This is a genomic window from Mucilaginibacter ximonensis (assembly GCF_042686265.1).
Classification (GTDB): Bacteria; Bacteroidota; Bacteroidia; order Sphingobacteriales; family Sphingobacteriaceae; genus Mucilaginibacter; species Mucilaginibacter ximonensis.
In genome coordinates, this window is the sequence record NZ_JBHUPD010000001.1 from 1,441,776 (window position 1) to 1,458,523 (window position 16,748).

Annotated in this window: 14 protein-coding genes; 7 read left to right on the top strand and 7 right to left on the bottom strand. The window is 41.9% G+C overall.

Annotated elements, in window-relative coordinates; all coding sequences use genetic code 11:
- The first annotated feature begins 30 nt into the window (after positions 1 to 30).
- The 6 genes from ACFS5N_RS06570 to rseP all read left to right on the top strand — a co-directional run bounded on the left by ACFS5N_RS06570 (position 31) and on the right by rseP (position 6,908).
- On the top strand, positions 31 to 984 hold the full coding sequence (locus ACFS5N_RS06570) for a glycosyltransferase family 2 protein (protein WP_377183467.1): 954 nt from the start codon (positions 31 to 33) through the stop codon (positions 982 to 984).
- Between the two features lie 161 nt (positions 985 to 1,145).
- Positions 1,146 to 2,114: a glycosyltransferase gene (locus ACFS5N_RS06575; protein ID WP_377183468.1), complete on the top strand. Its 969-nt coding sequence runs from the start codon at positions 1,146 to 1,148 to the stop codon at positions 2,112 to 2,114.
- A 6-nt stretch (positions 2,115 to 2,120) separates the two neighbouring features.
- Complete coding sequence (locus ACFS5N_RS06580) at positions 2,121 to 2,849, top strand: glycerophosphoryl diester phosphodiesterase membrane domain-containing protein (RefSeq protein WP_377183470.1); 729 nt, start codon at positions 2,121 to 2,123, stop codon at positions 2,847 to 2,849.
- 3 nt (positions 2,850 to 2,852) lie between these two features.
- Positions 2,853 to 4,352, top strand: coding sequence for a GH3 auxin-responsive promoter family protein (locus tag ACFS5N_RS06585; RefSeq protein ID WP_377183472.1), 1,500 nt, complete (start codon positions 2,853 to 2,855; stop codon positions 4,350 to 4,352).
- A 3-nt stretch (positions 4,353 to 4,355) separates the two neighbouring features.
- The gene (locus ACFS5N_RS06590; RefSeq protein ID WP_377183473.1) at positions 4,356 to 5,546 is read left to right on the top strand and encodes a 1-deoxy-D-xylulose-5-phosphate reductoisomerase; all 1,191 of its coding nucleotides are present in this window, start codon (positions 4,356 to 4,358) and stop codon (positions 5,544 to 5,546) included.
- Positions 5,547 to 5,549: 3 nt separating this feature from the next.
- Entirely contained in the window at positions 5,550 to 6,908 is a 1,359-nt protein-coding gene (gene rseP, locus ACFS5N_RS06595; protein ID WP_377183475.1) for an RIP metalloprotease RseP, read from the top strand.
- A gap of 93 nt (positions 6,909 to 7,001) precedes the next feature.
- On the opposite strand, the gene ACFS5N_RS06600 is transcribed toward rseP, so the two are convergent.
- From ACFS5N_RS06600 to ACFS5N_RS06615, 4 genes are read right to left on the bottom strand one after another with little or no spacing between them, the layout of a single operon-like run.
- Positions 7,002 to 7,559 carry a DUF4199 domain-containing protein gene (locus tag ACFS5N_RS06600; protein WP_377183476.1) on the bottom strand — a complete coding sequence of 186 codons (558 nt, stop codon included), beginning with the start codon at positions 7,557 to 7,559 and terminating at the stop codon, positions 7,002 to 7,004.
- A gap of 11 nt (positions 7,560 to 7,570) precedes the next feature.
- A complete protein-coding gene (locus ACFS5N_RS06605) occupies positions 7,571 to 8,236 on the bottom strand; it encodes a hypothetical protein (RefSeq protein WP_377183478.1) in 666 nt (221 codons plus the stop codon).
- Positions 8,233 to 9,495 (bottom strand): dihydroorotase, encoded by a 1,263-nt coding sequence (locus tag ACFS5N_RS06610; protein WP_377183479.1) that lies wholly within the window; start codon positions 9,493 to 9,495, stop codon positions 8,233 to 8,235. The genes ACFS5N_RS06605 and ACFS5N_RS06610 overlap by 4 nt, the downstream gene beginning before the upstream one ends.
- Positions 9,496 to 11,586 (bottom strand): BatA domain-containing protein, encoded by a 2,091-nt coding sequence (locus ACFS5N_RS06615; protein ID WP_377183480.1) that lies wholly within the window; start codon positions 11,584 to 11,586, stop codon positions 9,496 to 9,498.
- A gap of 97 nt (positions 11,587 to 11,683) precedes the next feature.
- Between ACFS5N_RS06615 and ACFS5N_RS06620 the strand changes: the two genes are divergently transcribed.
- Entirely contained in the window at positions 11,684 to 12,400 is a 717-nt protein-coding gene (locus tag ACFS5N_RS06620) for a DUF72 domain-containing protein (protein WP_377183481.1), read from the top strand.
- Here the strand turns inward: ACFS5N_RS06620 and ACFS5N_RS06625 are convergent.
- From ACFS5N_RS06625 to trxB, 3 genes are all read right to left on the bottom strand, one after another.
- Positions 12,397 to 13,164, bottom strand: a complete 768-nt coding sequence (locus ACFS5N_RS06625) for a hypothetical protein (RefSeq protein WP_377183483.1) — start codon at positions 13,162 to 13,164, stop codon at positions 12,397 to 12,399. The genes ACFS5N_RS06620 and ACFS5N_RS06625 overlap by 4 nt on opposite strands.
- Positions 13,165 to 13,172: 8 nt before the next feature.
- Positions 13,173 to 15,473, bottom strand: a complete 2,301-nt coding sequence (locus ACFS5N_RS06630; RefSeq protein WP_377183485.1) for a family 20 glycosylhydrolase — start codon at positions 15,471 to 15,473, stop codon at positions 13,173 to 13,175.
- 140 nt (positions 15,474 to 15,613) lie between these two features.
- The gene (gene trxB, locus ACFS5N_RS06635; RefSeq protein WP_377183486.1) at positions 15,614 to 16,570 is read right to left on the bottom strand and encodes a thioredoxin-disulfide reductase; all 957 of its coding nucleotides are present in this window, start codon (positions 16,568 to 16,570) and stop codon (positions 15,614 to 15,616) included.
- Between the last annotated feature and the right edge of the window lie 178 nt (positions 16,571 to 16,748).

Below are 16,748 nucleotides of genomic sequence, written 5' to 3' on the forward strand. Positions count from 1 at the left end.
ATAGCTTAGCTCTGGCCCCATAACCAATAAATGGATATATCAGTAGTAATACCTTTATATAACGAAGTTGAATCATTACCTGAACTTACCTCATGGATAAGCCGTGTAATGGCCGAAAATAGTTTCCTTTACGAAATTATTTTAATTGATGACGGAAGCACCGACGGCTCGTGGCAGATGATCAATAAACTGCGCCTGGACAATACTTTTATTAAAGGCATTAAGTTTCGCCGCAACTATGGCAAATCGGCCGCACTCAACGTGGGCTTTGATGCCGCTCAGGGGAATGTGATTATTACCATGGATGCAGACCTGCAAGACAGCCCGGATGAGATTCCGGAACTATATCGCCGTATTGTTGAAGAAGGCTACGACCTGATATCAGGCTGGAAAGCTAAACGTTATGACCCTTTGAGTAAAACCCTCCCTACCAAGGTATTCAACTGGGCTACACGCAAAATGTCGGGCATTGACAACCTGCACGACTTTAATTGCGGACTGAAATCATACCGCAAAAACGTAGTTAAAAATATAGAGGTTTATGGCGAGATGCATCGTTATATCCCGGTTATAGCCAAATGGGCAGGTTTTACTAAAATTGGAGAACAAGTAGTTGAACACCGTGCCCGTAAATATGGTGTCACCAAGTTTGGCATGAGCCGCTTTATTAACGGTTTGTTAGATTTGATGTCGATATTCTTTGTCGGTAAATTCGGCAAGCGTCCTATGCATTTCTTTGGTTCACTAGGAGCGCTGAGTTTCTGTGCAGGAACCATTTGCGCCTTGTGGCTGGTTGGCGATAAGTTATACGATCTGGCAAACCACATCCCAGTTTCTCGGGAGATCACCGCCAAACCGCTGTTTTACTTTGCGCTGGTAGCCATTATCATCGGCTCGCAAATGTTCCTTACCGGTTTTGTAGCCGAGCTGGTAGCCCGCGCCGCACCCGAGCGTAATAAATACCAGATAGAAGACAGCATTTAAATGTGCAAATGCGTGGATATGCAGATGTGCAGATGAATTTGAGTGTTGATAAATTTGCTTATCAATATTTGAGTGCGCCTTGCATATTTGCAAATTGAATAATTGAAATCCGATAACGAAAAACTAATCTGCACATTTGCATATCTGCACATCAAACCAACATGTTTTTTTCCATCATAATACCTTTATACAATCGCCCGCAAGAAATCAGGGAACTGCTTGGAACGCTAACCACGCAGACTTATAAAAACTTCGAGGTTTTGGTAATTGAAGATGGATCAAAAATTGACGCTGCCGATATTGTAAAAAGCTTTGAAAGCGAGCTAAATCTACATTATTTCGTCAAAGAAAATGCCGGCCAGGGTTTTGCCCGCAACTATGCTTTTGAGCGTGCTAAAGGCGATTACTTCATTATATTCGACTCAGACTGTTTGATCCCGCACGACTATCTGGAGATCGTCAACAATTCACTTAACGAAAACTGGCTGGACGCTTATGGTGGCCCCGATGCAGCGCACGAGTCGTTCACTCCTACCCAAAAAGCCATCAGCTACGCCATGACCTCCCCCTTCACTACCGGTGGTATCCGCGGCAATAAAAAAAGCCTTGGGCAGTTTCATCCCCGCAGTTTTAACATGGGGATTTCGCGCCAGGTTTGGGAAAAGGCCGGCGGCTTTATCATCACCCGTTCAGGCGAAGATATTGAGTATAGCATCCGCATCCATTCCATGGGGTTTAAGATCGGCTTGATTCCGCGCGCCAAAGTTTATCATAAACGTCGCACCAACTTCCTGCAATTTTATAAGCAGTTACACTTTTTTGGACGGGCGCGCATCAATGTTTATAAGTTCTTCCCCAATGAATTAAAGCTTGTGCATTTCTTTCCGGCCATGTTTACGCTCTGTGTTATTTTTACACTTATCGCAAACATTTTTGGCTGGTCGATTGCTATTTTATGTGATATTATTGCCGCACTTATTATTTTGTTGATATTTTTTCATTCGCTGAGTAAAAATAAGTCGGTAAAAATTGCATTTTTGAGCGTCGTGGCCTCATTTATTCAGCTTACTGCCTACGGGTTGGGTTTTATGCAAGATGTTTGGCGCAGGCTCATATTAAAACAGTGGTAAAATAAGATGTATCATCCGTTTTCGGTCGCAGAAACAACTAAAGCTGCCTGGACTATATTCAAGAAAAACTTTGTAACCATAATTGTTTATTCAGTTATATCATTCCTGCTGCTTTCTATTCTGGGTGTCGTAATTGAGTACGTTTTCTCTACCGACTCATTTGCAGGCACCACAGCCGTAACTTTCCTGACCATATTTGTACAAGCCTATACCACGCTGGGTTTATATAAATTGATATTCACCGTTATTGATAGTGAATATTACGAATTTGAATTTAACCAGGTACTGCCGGCTTTTAAAAGCATTGTGAGCTACCTTATTGTAGTTTTTCTGATCGCATTTATTATTACCACCTTCCACTTTTCTATGAAAGGCCTTGATGCTTATCCAAATCTGCAGACATTGATTGAAGATATTTTTGCATTAATTGCCTTGTACATAGCGCTGCGTATGATGTTCTTCATCACCTTTGTTGTTGATGACCAGTCCGGCGCCTTTGAATCCATCAAACAAAGTTTCGATTTAACACGTGGTTACTTTTTCAAGGTATTAACCATGCTGATCATTATTTTGGTGCTGATTGCCTTACCTGCTATTCTATCGCAGCACTATCCCATTATTTCTGTCGCCATTATATTCACCTATCCTTTTGTAAATATTATTCTTGCGGTAACTTACCGCAAACTGGTTTACAGCCACCAGGATGTTGATGACGATATTGCCGAAACCAATTAAGCTATGGGTTTAAAAGCCATATTGAGTAAGGTATTTGCGGCATGGGTTAATAGAGACATTAATCAGATCCGCAAAGATGCAGTAGCGCTACAGCAGAAAACCTTTGCAAAACTCATTAGTCAAGCTAAACACACCTCCTTCGGTAACGACCACAACTTCGGGCAGATCAAAACCTACGAAGATTTTAAAAAACAGGTACCCATTCGTGATTACGAAGAATTGAGCCCATACATAAAAAGGGTAACCAATGGCGAAGAGAATGTATTGTGGCCGGGCAAACCAACTTATCTTACTAAAACATCGGGTACTACATCAGGCGTAAAATATATTCCTATCAGTAAAGAAAGCATGCCTGAACATATTAAGGCTGCACGCAACGCTTTATTAAGCTATATTCATGAAACAGGTAAGGCCGATTTTGTGGATGGCAAAATGATCTTTCTGCAAGGCAGCCCTGAACTGTCAGAAAAAGCCGGTATTCCAACCGGGCGACTTTCAGGCATTGTAGCACATCATGTGCCGGCTTATCTTCAAAAAAACCGGCTGCCAAGCTATAAGGTAAATTGTATTGAGGACTGGGAAGAAAAAGTAGATGCCATAGTTCAGGAAACCGCAAAAGAAGATATGCGCCTGATATCGGGCATACCCCCCTGGTGCCAGATGTATTTTGACAGATTGTCGGCTGTTTCGGGCGGCAAAAAAATCAAGGACATCTTTCCTAACTTCAAGCTGTTTGTATACGGCGGCGTCAATTACGAGCCATATCGTTCGCGGATACAGGAAAGCATAGGCTTTGCCATTGATACTATTGAAACCTACCCTGCTTCTGAAGGTTTCATCGCCTTTCAGGATTCGCAAAAACAGCGGGGATTACTATTGCTGGTTAACTCAGGTATTTTTTATGAGTTTATCCCTACAGATGAATATTATAACGAAAATCCCCCCCGTTTAAGTCTGGCAGATATTGAATTAGATAAAAACTACGCGCTGATATTAAATACTAATGCCGGCCTGTGGGGATATAGTATTGGCGATACCGTGAAGTTCATCTCTAAAAATCCGTATAAAATATTAGTGACCGGGCGTATTAAACACTACATTTCTGCGTTTGGTGAACATGTTATTGGCGAGGAGGTGGAGCACGCGTTGATGAGTGTTGCAAATGAAGAAGGCATAGACATTGTGGAGTTTACGGTAGCGCCACAGGTAAATCCAGCCGAGGGCGAACTACCCTACCACGAATGGTTTGTAGAGTTTGGCGCTGAACCTAAAGACTTGAAAGCATTTGCTTTAAAAGTTGACAAAGCCTTACAATCAAAAAATATTTATTATTTTGACCTGATTGATGGTAACATTTTGCAACCTTTGATAATCCAAAGTTTAAAAAAGGACGCATTTATAAACTACATGAAATCGCAAGGCAAGCTGGGCGGGCAAAATAAAGTGCCGCGCTTAGCTAACGACAGGAAGATTGCAGACGGATTGAGCGAATTTATTCTTTAAGAATTGAGTAAAAGTTTGAAAAATATAGCTATTCTTGGCTCTACAGGAAGCATAGGTACACAAGCATTAGAAGTGATCGGCGAAAACCCTTCGCTGTTTAATGCTTATGTTTTAACAGCAAATAGCAATGCTTACCTGTTAATACAACAGTCTTTAAAGTTTAAGCCCGCCTACGCTATTATTTGCGACGACAGCAAATATGCTGAAGTTAAAGGGGCATTGGCAGGAACTACCACCAAAGTTTTATCGGGCATTAAAGCTATCATCGATATTGTTACCGATGCACAGATCGACATTGTACTAACCGCCATGGTTGGCTTTGCCGGCTTGGAACCTACCATATCAGCTATTAAAGCCGGCAAAACCATCGCATTAGCCAATAAAGAAACGCTGGTTGTTGCCGGTGAGTTAATCACCGACCTGGCCAAACAGCACGATGTTAAAATATTACCGGTAGATTCAGAGCATTCGGCGATTTACCAATGTTTGGTTGGTGAGGAAAATAACACAATCGAAAAGATTATCCTCACGGCTTCCGGAGGCCCCTTCCGGGGTAAAAATGCAGATTTCCTGGCGAATGTTACCCGCGAACATGCACTGAGGCACCCTAATTGGGTAATGGGCGCCAAGATCACCATTGATTCGGCTACGCTGATGAATAAAGGTTTGGAAGTTATCGAAGCCAAATGGCTATTTGACCTGTCGGCCAATCAGATTGATGTCATTGTGCATCCTCAGTCAATTGTTCATTCGCTGGTGCAGTTTGAGGATGGTTCCATAAAGGCGCAAATGGGCTTGCCGGACATGAAGTTACCGATACAATACGCATTAGCTTATCCGGGCCGGTTAAAGAATAATTTTAAGCGGTTTAATTTCGTTGATTATCCGCAGCTAACGTTTGAAAAACCTGACCTTATGACATTTCGTAATTTAGGATTTGCGTTCGAAGCCCTGAATAAAGGTGGAAATATGCCTTGTATTATCAATGCAGCTAACGAAATAGCCGTAGCCGGATTTTTAGCTGATAATATTGGATTTTTAGCTATGAGCGAGGTTATTGAAAACTGTATGCAACGCATAAATTTTCAAAGCCAGCCTACGCTGGATGATTATTTGAATACTGATAAAGAAACGCGCATATTTGCGCAAAATTTAATAAAACTAATGCCGCAAAAGGCATACAACGTAATATAAAGAATGAGTATAGTAATAATGGTTGGCCAGTTGATACTGGGACTTTCGATTTTAGTGATTCTGCACGAACTGGGCCACTTTTTAGCTGCAAGAGCTTTTGGTATTAAGGTAGATAAGTTTTACCTGTTTTTTGACGCATGGGGTTTTAGCCTTTTTAAATTCACTTATAAAGACGTAGAGTACGGCATTGGTTGGCTGCCTTTGGGTGGCTATGTTAAAATTGCCGGTATGATAGATGAATCGATGGATACCGATCAGTTACAAGGCCCACCGCAACCCTGGGAATTCCGTTCAAAACCGGCCTGGCAACGACTGATTGTAATGCTGGGGGGTATCATCGTAAACTTTTTACTGGCTATATTTATATTCTGGATGCTCACTGCACGCATGGGCGATAGCTATATAGCTAACTCAAGCGTAAAATACGGTATTGTGCCCGGAGTTATTGGAAAAAAGATGGGCCTGCAACCCGGCGATAAAGTAGTTGCTGTAAATGGCAAACCAGTTAATAAATTTGAAGACCTGATTGGCCCTAAGGTATTGCTGGACCACACCGTACTTACCGTACTGCGTGATGGCAAAACCTTAAACTTTACGGTACCTGCCGATATTATCAACGATGTATCTGATTACGGTCCTGATCAGTTTATTACGCCTTTGCCTCGCGCCAAATTTACCATCGACTCTGTTGTAAAAGGAAGTAACGCCGATTTAGGCGGCCTGAAGAAAGGCGATAGTGTAACCGCGGTTAACAGTACTAAGATCCAATTTTTTGATCAGATGCAATCTGAATTAAAAAAGAATATCAACAAACCCGTTTCGCTGGAAATAAAGCGCAATAATGCGGCACAAGTGGTTACGGTTAACGTTAATAAAGATGGTACATTAGGCATGAAGGACGGTGGTTTTGGTATATCGGCTAAATTTGACCTGCCTAAAGAAACTACGGTGCATTATGGCTTTTGGGGTTCATTGCCAGTTGGTGCAAAAAAAGCCTGGAACACTTTTGCCGGTACTGCAAAAACTATGGGTAAGGTATTTAAAGGCGATGCTAAGTTTGGCAAGGTAATAGCCGGGCCGGTTGCTATAGCCACACAGTTTGGTAACCAGGTGATATGGGTACGTTTCTGGACCTTGGTTGGCTTATTATCAATTGCGTTGGCATTTACCAATTTGTTACCAATCCCGGCGCTTGACGGCGGCCATTCGCTGTTTCTGATTATTGAAATGATTAAAGGCAAACCCCTTAGCGACAAGTTCCTGGAGCGTGCTCAAATAGTAGGTTTTGTACTGTTACTTTCGCTTATCGTATTTGTATTTGGTAACGATATCATTAAGATAGTGATGAAAAGCAGATCATAAAAGATCTTTGAAATACTAAATAAAACTAAACTAAAACAAAAGATGCCGCTTCGGTTACCCGAAGCGGCGTCTTAATTAATACCTTTTTAGTTGTTATACGGTTGGATCAATTGCATCGTCAATTAAGTCCTGCCCGGTACGTTCTCTTTTAAAAATAGCGGCACCAATCAGGCTCACAATTGCGCCAAAAATAGGGTAACTGATAGCTGTAGCAAAAGCGGCAAACAATGGCCCCCAACTTTTAGCCATCCCCATGGCTTTTTCAATTTGTGCGTCCGACATATTTTTGGCCTCCATTTGTGCCCTTGACGCTTCAAGTGATTTGTCAAATAAATCAGGACTCAATACCTTCAGATAAAGAAAAATAAATACTGCCATCATCAAACCAACAAATACGGAGAATCTGAAACCGGCCGAGAACCCACTGCCAAAGGTCATAAAGCCTTTCTGGCTATCCCTGAACTCCTTCTGCGCCAAAAACAGGAAAATAATAAACGGCACAAAGCCTATGTACTTGAGCGGCGAATTCGGGTCTGCATTCAAAAATTCGAACGCATACGTAATAATAATCGCTGTAAGCACATCTATCAGCGCCCATTTGGTAGCAATTTTTGTTGGGTTGGGTTTTTCAACCAATTTGAACTCTTCCATATTATTGTGATTTAAAATGAGGTTAATATCGCAAGTACAGCCATGTCAAACTCTTTTGAAATTGCACTGGCAGCTATTTGATCTTTTTCGACTACAGATGGCTGAGGATTTTGGAAAAAGCACATCATTGGATAAAATAGCTCTTTCAATTCTGAATCTTCAGGTAATTTCTGAGCTACTTTTGCAATCTCCCCGACAGGGCTTTCAATCAGTATCTGATGCGAGATAACAGGCTCGTAGATACGATACTCATCCTGAAATTCATCTTCATCAACCAATAAAAACTCTTTCAGATAATCGTCAAGCTCGGGCTCAATTTCTTCATCTTCGCATTCATTCAGATAAAGCAGTAAGTTTAACAACTCGGTACCCCTGTCCAGGGTTTCTTCCTCAATGTCTTCCCACTCCTTGCTGTCCAGGTAGTCTTCTTCCAGCTTTTTAACATCGGCGCTAAAAAAATTGATCATCAGTAAATCGAAGAATACTTCACGCAGAACCTCAAACTTCGGATGATTATCAAAAACCTCATCCAAAGCGTCGGCCTTACTTAAAAAATCATCTTCCTGCTCAAATACAGCTCTAAACTCATCTGTAATTTGCGTAGCATCATTACCGCTGTATTTCGAAAAAGCCTGCAGCGCCGCAGCTAAAGCTTTATTTATTTTTTGATCGATCATTTTATATTGGATTGATATACCTGGTTATTGTTACAAGTCAACAAAACTTGCCCCTTTAGGTTTTGCCCTATATATGGCGAATTACTTGATTTAGACAGGTTGTTTTCCTTCGTATAACCCCATTCGCCCTGAATGTTAAACACCACCAGGTTAGCCTGTTTACCGGCAGCTATTACCGGTACATTAATTTCTAATATCTTTCTGGGGTTTATCGCCAACTTCTCGATAATTAAAGTTACATCCAAACCGGCTTGTAAAGCCAGCGAGAACGCCGTTTGGAGCCCAATGATACCAAATTCGGCCACCTCAAATTCTACGTCCTTAAACTCGATCTCGTGCGGTGTATGTTGCGACACGATAGCATCAATTGTACCGTCTTTTAAGCCCGCCAGTAAAGCGTCTACATCTTTCCGGGTACGCAGTGGTGGTTTTACTTTATAAAGGCTGTCAAAGCCCGCTAAAGCTTCGTCTGTTAACACCAAATGGTGTGCAGCTACATCACAGGTAACTTTCAGACCTTTATTTTTTGCTTCGCGGATTAATTCAACCGATCGCGCGGTAGATATCGTAGTAAAATGAATCTTTGAGTCAGTATATTCGGCCAGGTACAGATCGCGGGCTATCATCAGCTCCTCAGCTAACGATGGAATGCCTTTCATACCCAATAAGGTACTCATCTCCCCTTCGTTTACTTTAGCCTTACCGGCAATAGCAGCATCTTCAGGATAAGAAATCACCGTACCGTCAAAGCCTTTGGTATATAGCAGCGCGCGTTCCATCAAGCCTGAATCCTGCACCGGGCGCGTACCGTCAGTGAAAGCTTTGGCCCCACTTTGATGCATATCGTACATTTCGGCCAGATCTTTTCCCTCACGCTTTTGCGACAGAGTGCCCAGTGGAAATACATCTACCAGGTAATTCTTTGCACGGTTAAACAGATACTCAACTTCGGCTTTTGAATGCACAGGAGGCTGGGTGTTTGGCATCAGTGCTACACCGGTAAAACCACCGGCGGCGGCGGCGGCCGTACCCGTCTTTAAATCTTCTTTAGTTTCCAAACCAAGTTCTCCGATATTACAATTCAGGTCGAAAAAACCAGGAGATACTTGTTTGCCTTGAGCTTCAAATACTTCTACGTCGGCCTTAATATCTTTGGCAACTTCGGCGATGGTTCCGTCTTTTATTAAAATATCGGCAACTTGTTGGTTGAAAGGCGAATTGGGATCAACAATTGTTGCGGATTTGATAAGCAAATTCATTTATACTGCTTTATGTGTGGATTGAGGGCGATTATCTTGTTGCGAAACCTGTTTATCTGTGGCGGTTCTAACATTAAAATACCGCGTCAGCAATATTTCGGCAGCCAGGAAAATCAATGCCAAAATTATACAAAGTTTCCATAATTGCATACCAAAATCTGTCTGGCTAACCATATCTTTTACCGGGCCGCGGTTAGGCTCAAACACATTGCCCTTATTAGCTAATAATTTGTTTAATTCGTCAGCATTATAATAGCTTAGGTCAGATTCAGTACGATTATCATTAAAGGCCATGACAGAAACAGTGCTATCCTGCCTTTTTAAGTCGTACAAGCCTGTTTCCTGTAATTGGTCAGACACATATAACAAGGTACTTCCCTCTTGCTGTTTTACGTCAGGAATAATGCTTTGCTGCCCTTTAACAAGCTTCAGTAATTGTTTGTCTGAAGATTGCACGGGCGGTACTTCAAGGGTTTCATCGTGCCCTAACGAATAAAATAAAGGCTGATCGTGGCCACTTAACAAAGCTATGCGGAACATTATCGGTACAAATAAGGCATGACGGGGCAGATTGCTAAAATCTGTATTTAAAGGCGCAGCACAAACGTAAACTTTGCCCTTACCGCTGGTATATCCTGCCCAAAAAGGCGTGCCTCCCTGAATTTGCATCAGATTCTCATTTCGGCCGGAGGCTGCACTTAGCCGATAATATTTTTTAATAACAGGCAGATCCGGATTTTGTGGAAAATCTTCAAAGATATTTTTAAATACCGGGCTTTGCAGGTTTAAGGACGATACCTTAACATCTTCAGTCAGTAACTTTTCCGGATATGCTGCTCCCACTTGCTGAAGGAAGGCTTTATAATTATTTAAATCAGCATCGACGGCCGGAAACATGGCCAGTGTCCCTCCTTTGTTTACATATGCTTTTAATTGTTGGGCCAGGCCGGCAGATATAGCTTTAACGTCACTCAATACAACCAACGGATAAGTATTCAAACCTGCATAGTCAACATTGCCGTCAGAAGCCCGTATTAAACTAAAAAATTGATCGGTACCAAACAGGGCTTTCAGATATGGGTTTGCCGTACCACCGTCAATGACCAATACCGGCAGTTGCTGCTTTACATTGAAGCTAAAATAAAACCGGTTGTCGAACGTAACCGGGTTGTCCTGCAATGTAATTTCGCCGCGTTGCCATCCTGGTTTAAGGCCTGAAAAAGTGAGCGTGTCATTTTGTACCCCCCGGGCATTGACAATATACCCTCCTAAAGCTTTTTGCTCGCCGTTGATACTTAGTTTAAGCGGGATCTTTGTAGAATTTTCACTGGCATAATTGTGCAGACGCACTACCAATTTCTCCGTTTCGCCGGGGCGATGGATAGCGCTGAGCAGCCAAACAGAATCTATCGCCACATTCGCCGGTGTATGGGCTCTTAATTGCACCAAATTAATGCGGATACCGGTATCGATTTTTAATGGCTGGCCATTACTTATATTTTTCTGAAAATCTGAAATTATATCAATAGACCGGCCGGTGCCAGGCTGAAGATTCAGCAAATTTTCTTGCCTGTCAACAATCTGTTGCAGATCTCTGCTACGCGGACTGATCTGAACGGCATCCACAGCATCAACAAATTCGTCACGACTCATTAAACGTTGATGCCTGCCTTCAAAGTCCTGTGTAAGTAACTGAAACTTATCGTTCATGGAGTAAGCCGCGGCAATCTCTTTCGCCCGGCGCTTGGCTTCGTCCAATAATGAACCTTCGCGGTTTAGCGTTTGCATCGAATACGAGTTATCTATAAAAATGCTTACCACACGCTGAGCGCCGGCTTTTGTACTTTTTTGATTTGAGATATATGGACGGCTAAATGCCAGCACCAAAAAAAGCAAGGCTAACAATCTCGCCGCTAAAATTAAACGCTCTTTTAAGTTTCGACGTGACGATTGCTGTTCCTGTATTTCTTTCAGAAACTGCACGTTACTAAAGTAAATTTTCTGGTAGCGCCTAAAGTTGAATAAATGAACCAATACCGGGATAGCCAACGATACTAATGCAAATAAAAAGACAGGATATATAAAATGCATTATTAAGTTCAGTAGGTGCTTTATACAAATGTGCAAAATTCGGGCTAACAATTGTCTATCCGCCAAACAAAAATTTGAAGCCACGGGTTACTTCAATATGGAATGGTATATAGGGTGTTCAGGCTTTCATTACAAGGATTGGAAGGGTAAATTTTATCCTGAAGGTTTACCGCAGCGCAAATGGTTTGATTACTACTGCGAACACTTTGATACAATTGAGCTTAACGTAACTTTTTATCGTTTTCCGCAGTTATCGTTTTTACAGAATTGGTATGATAAATGTCCGCCGGAATTCAGATTTTCAGTAAAAGCTCCACGGGCCATCACTCATTACAAAAAATTCAATGACTGTACTGATTTAATAACCAGTTTTTACGATACCATCAATAGCGGATTGCAAGAAAAGTTAGGCCCGGTATTATTCCAAATGCCGCCGAGCGTTCATTACAGCGAAGAGAAACTGGATAAGATCATTGAAAGCCTTAATCCCCAATTCAACAATGTATTGGAGCCACGCCACGTGAGTTGGTGGAATAACGAGGTTTATACGAAGCTGGCAAAGCACAATATCACTTTTTGCGGCATGAGCCATCCTACTCTGCCCGATGATGTAATTCAGAATACTTCATCGGTTTACTATCGATTTCATGGCACGCCAAATTTGTACCGTTCGCCTTATTCAAAAGATTTTCTGCAAAAGGTGGTCGATTCTGTTAAGCACAATCCGGAGGCGCGGCAAGGATGGTTCTATTTCAATAATGATTACGATGCAGTTGGCGTTTACAATGCCAAAGACATGATCAGTTTAATTTAACCACGATGATGGTGTCTCTTCTTCTTTTTATGCGAGGTCTCTTCGTGATGATGTTTTTTACTGCTTTTTTTGCTAACGGATTTCTTTGTTTCTGTCGATTTCTGTTCAACTGATTTGCTTTCCTGATTAACAGCTTTATCTTTAACCAAGGTCGAATCTTTACTCAGTTGCTTTACATTAAAGTTGTTATTACTGAGTGTATATTCTAATTTACGTTTAGCTCCGGTCGCTTTGGCTGACGATCCGCTGCCTTCATAAATTGGAAATTCACGTTCCAGCTTACCTTCAGAAATATAGAAATTATCATTACCTCTATAACCTGCACGCTGCGACTTAGATAGCTTTGGAAAATCCAGCTTTTCAACCTTTTTTTCGTAAAACTCATAAGCGTACATGGTGGTGTAATTGATGGTATCCTTGCGTTTGGCCTGTATCAATATTTCAGGGTGGCCATCAATATCCATATCAGAATTATACGCATCTACAATCAAACCATTAATATCGCCGGTTGTGGTAGTATATGTACGGGTGGTTGAATCTGAGTGAAGAATTAACAATGAGCTGGTATCTGCCCCGCCGCGTCCCCAGCTAAAAACATCATAATAGTTACCAGGAGAAACTTCGATCAGTTTATGAAACTTAAACGGCTCCATGATCTTTGGAGTCACCGGCGTGGTATTAACTACCGGCTTTTTCTCTTCGCGTGTGCAACCTGATATAGCAGCACAACCCATCAGTATAAAAATATAAGATCTTAGACGCATAGAATCTTTTAGTTATAGAGCAGATCTGAACCTAGTTCGCCGGTTGGTTTGCCCGGTATAGTGATAAACACTTTCAGGCTGCCTGTAGTACCGACGTTAAAATATTTAAGTGTAAATTTATGATATCCTTTTTGTAAAGCTATACCACCGCTTTTGGCACTTATTGGGTGTTTACCATCATTATCAACTACCAATTGGTTATCTATCAGCAAAGTCGAACCGTCATCCGATGAAGTCGAAAACCCATAAAAACCATCACTATCAATACGGATATAACCGTTGTATATTATTGCAAAACCACCGTTTTTTCTGAAAGGATTAATATTAAAGCTCTTTGAGATAAGTGAATCAGCGCCATCGGCAGATTGCTTAAAGTCATTCGTGCTGTTATATTCGCCCGGTATCAATTCATATCGCAGCCCCTGGTTATTACCCTGATAGACTACTGGCGGCAACGGCTTTTTATTATAAATCATCATTCTGGTTACCACACTCCGTTTGCCGGTTGGGGTAATCACAATGGTTTGTAATTCGCGATATTGATCAACAGGTACGTTGTAGGTTTTAGGTAATGTATATTCAATATCAGTTTCGCGCGGTGTATAACCGTCAATAGTATAGTAAATTTTTGCCCCGGTAACCGGCGGTTTCAGATTTACCGTCATAGTAGTGCCAAAACCAACGGAATCCTTGGCGCCGATAGCAGTCGGCACCCTGTAATCAAAACCATTTTTATCTAACCACGCCAAATGGTTTGGCAGGCGGACTTCAGAAAAATCTTTAAAATTTTTATTGGCCAACGGTGTCCAGGCTACCTCTGATACAGCAAACATTCGCGGCAGCAACATATACTCAATTTTGTTTTCGGTGGCTATATATTCTGTCCACATATTAGCCTGAACGCCAAGAATATGTTTTTTCTGGTCATTGTTCAATTCTTCAGGGGTTGGATCATAACTATAAGTTTTTTCAAGTGGAGCGAAACCTCCGATGGTAAGAGGCTCAGTACTTAATTTGCCTTGTGCGTGATCCAGGTACAATCCGCCGCTGCCCGGCGTCATAATCACATCATGGTTTTGTTTGGCGGCATTGATACCACCCTGTTCGCCGCGCCAGCTCATAACAGTGGCATTGGGTGCAAGGCCGCCTTCCAAAATCTCGTCCCAACCTATAATACTGCGGCCTTTGGTGTTTAAGAATTTCTCAATACGTTGTATAAAATAGCTTTGCAGACCCTCTTCATCTTTAAGTTTATATTTTTTAATCAGCTTTTGGCAAAACTCTGATTGCTTCCAAACATCTTTAGGCGCTTCGTCGCCGCCAATATGGATGTATTTGCTTGGAAAAAGCTCCATAACCTCAGTCAGTACATCCTCCAGGAAAGCAAAAGTTTTGTCAGACGGGCAATATACATTTTTGGAAATGCCCCAGGTAGTTTGAACCTGATAACCTAAATCAGGCTCGCATCCCAGTTCTGGGTAAGAAGCCAGGGCAGCCATAGCGTGGCCCGGCATTTCAATTTCAGGGACAACTGTAATGTATCTGTCGGCAGCATATTTCACCACGTCTCTAATTTCGTCCTGGGTATAATAACCATCAACCGGGGTGTCATCATATTGCTGCGGCGTGCGATCATGATAATTACCTATTACTGTTGAAGTGCGGTGGCTACCAATTTCGGTCAATTTGGGGTATTTTTTAATCTCGATGCGCCAGCCCTGATCATCTGTTAAATGCCAGTGAAATCGATTGAATTTATAGGCAGCCATTAAATCGATATACTTTTTTACAAACTGTACATTAAAAAAATGACGGCAAACATCCAGCATTAAACCGCGATAGCCAAAGCGCGGATAATCTTCAATTTGTACACAAGGTAACTTTGCTGTCGCGCTTTTATTGGCCGGGATTAATTGTATTAAAGTTTGTATGCCATAAAACATACCGGCCCCCCTGGCTGCAATGGTAACGTTGCCTGATGTTATGGTTAAGCGGTACCCTTCGGCCGGCAAGCCATCTGTGCCGACGCTGGTAAGTACAATGCTGTTATTTGCTATCGTCCCGCTGTTTTGTTTAACCGGGATATGCAGCATAGCGCTGTTTTTTAAATAATCTGCCAAAAATATTACCGCTTTGTTGTCTACCGAGTCGGCCAGCAAAGTTGTCTCCTGGCTCAGCGTAAACGCTCCACTTGTTTTCTTTACCGATACCGGCGCCGGAATAATACCCAGGTTCGGATTGTTATCCTGTGCCCGTGCGGTACCTAAACCAACACATGCAACCAACAGCAGAATTATTTTTTTATACATATTAAGACAGATCAATAATTTAAAGTTGGTGAAGTTAAAAGATTTTGAAAATAAATTGAACCTCAGCATGTAAAAATATGGCACAAAAAAAGGCTGCCTGTATAGACAACCTTTTAATATCTCGTATGGTCAACTTAAAATCAAGCCGTAACCACGTGCTCTTTAGCAGCCAGGTAACGCTCTGCATCAATTGCAGCCATACACCCTGTGCCTGCCGCAGTAACAGCCTGCCGATAGATATGATCCTGGGCATCGCCGCAGCAAAATACGCCTTCTACGTTTGTTTGGGTTGAGCCTGGTCTGGTTTTAATATAGCCTGTTTCATCCATATCAATCCATCCTTTAAATATTTCGGTATTGGGTTGGTGACCAATAGCCACAAAAAAACCGGTGACATCAAGTATTGTCTCCACGTTTGTTTCATTGTTGATGACCTTCACAGCATTTACTGACTGCCCGTCGCCCAAAATTTCTTTGGTTTCAGTATTGTAAAGGATTTCGATATTTGGCGTATTCAAAACGCGGTGAACCATTGCTTTCGAGGCACGGAACTCATCGCGACGCACAATCATATAAACCTTATTGCAAAGCTTAGCCAGGTAAGTTGCTTCTTCGGCAGCGGTATCGCCGGCACCTACTATGGCAACGTCTTGTCCTTTAAAGAAAAAGCCATCGCAAACCGCACAAGCCGACACGCCAAAGCCGCTGTATTTTTGCTCAGACTCCAGTCCCAGCCATTTTGCCGAAGCACCTGTTGAGATAATTACCGTATCAGCCAATATAGTTTTGATCTCATCAACTACAACTTTATGCGGGGTGCTTGAAAAATCAACAGAACTTACGTAGCCAAAACGGATGTCAGTACCTAACCGTTCAGCTTGCTTCCGAAAGTCTTCCATCATCTCAGGGCCCATAATTCCTTCGGGATAGCCCGGAAAGTTTTCGACATCAGTAGTTTGAGTAAGCTGACCGCCGGCTAACATACCGGTATACATAACCGGTTTCAAATCGGCGCGCGATGCATATATAGCTGCAGTGTAACCTGCGGGACCTGAACCAATGATCAGGCATTTAACGTGTTCTAAGTTTTCAGACATCTATTTAAAATGAATCACAAAAATAGAATTTAAAAGAATGGACGGCAATAGTTATTAGTCAACATACTGCCATTAGATTTTAACATTTTCATGTGTTTCATAAAAATATGAAACACATGAAACACTCTTTTATAATAAAACACTGAAAATTAATTACTTAAACAAACACAGTGAAACA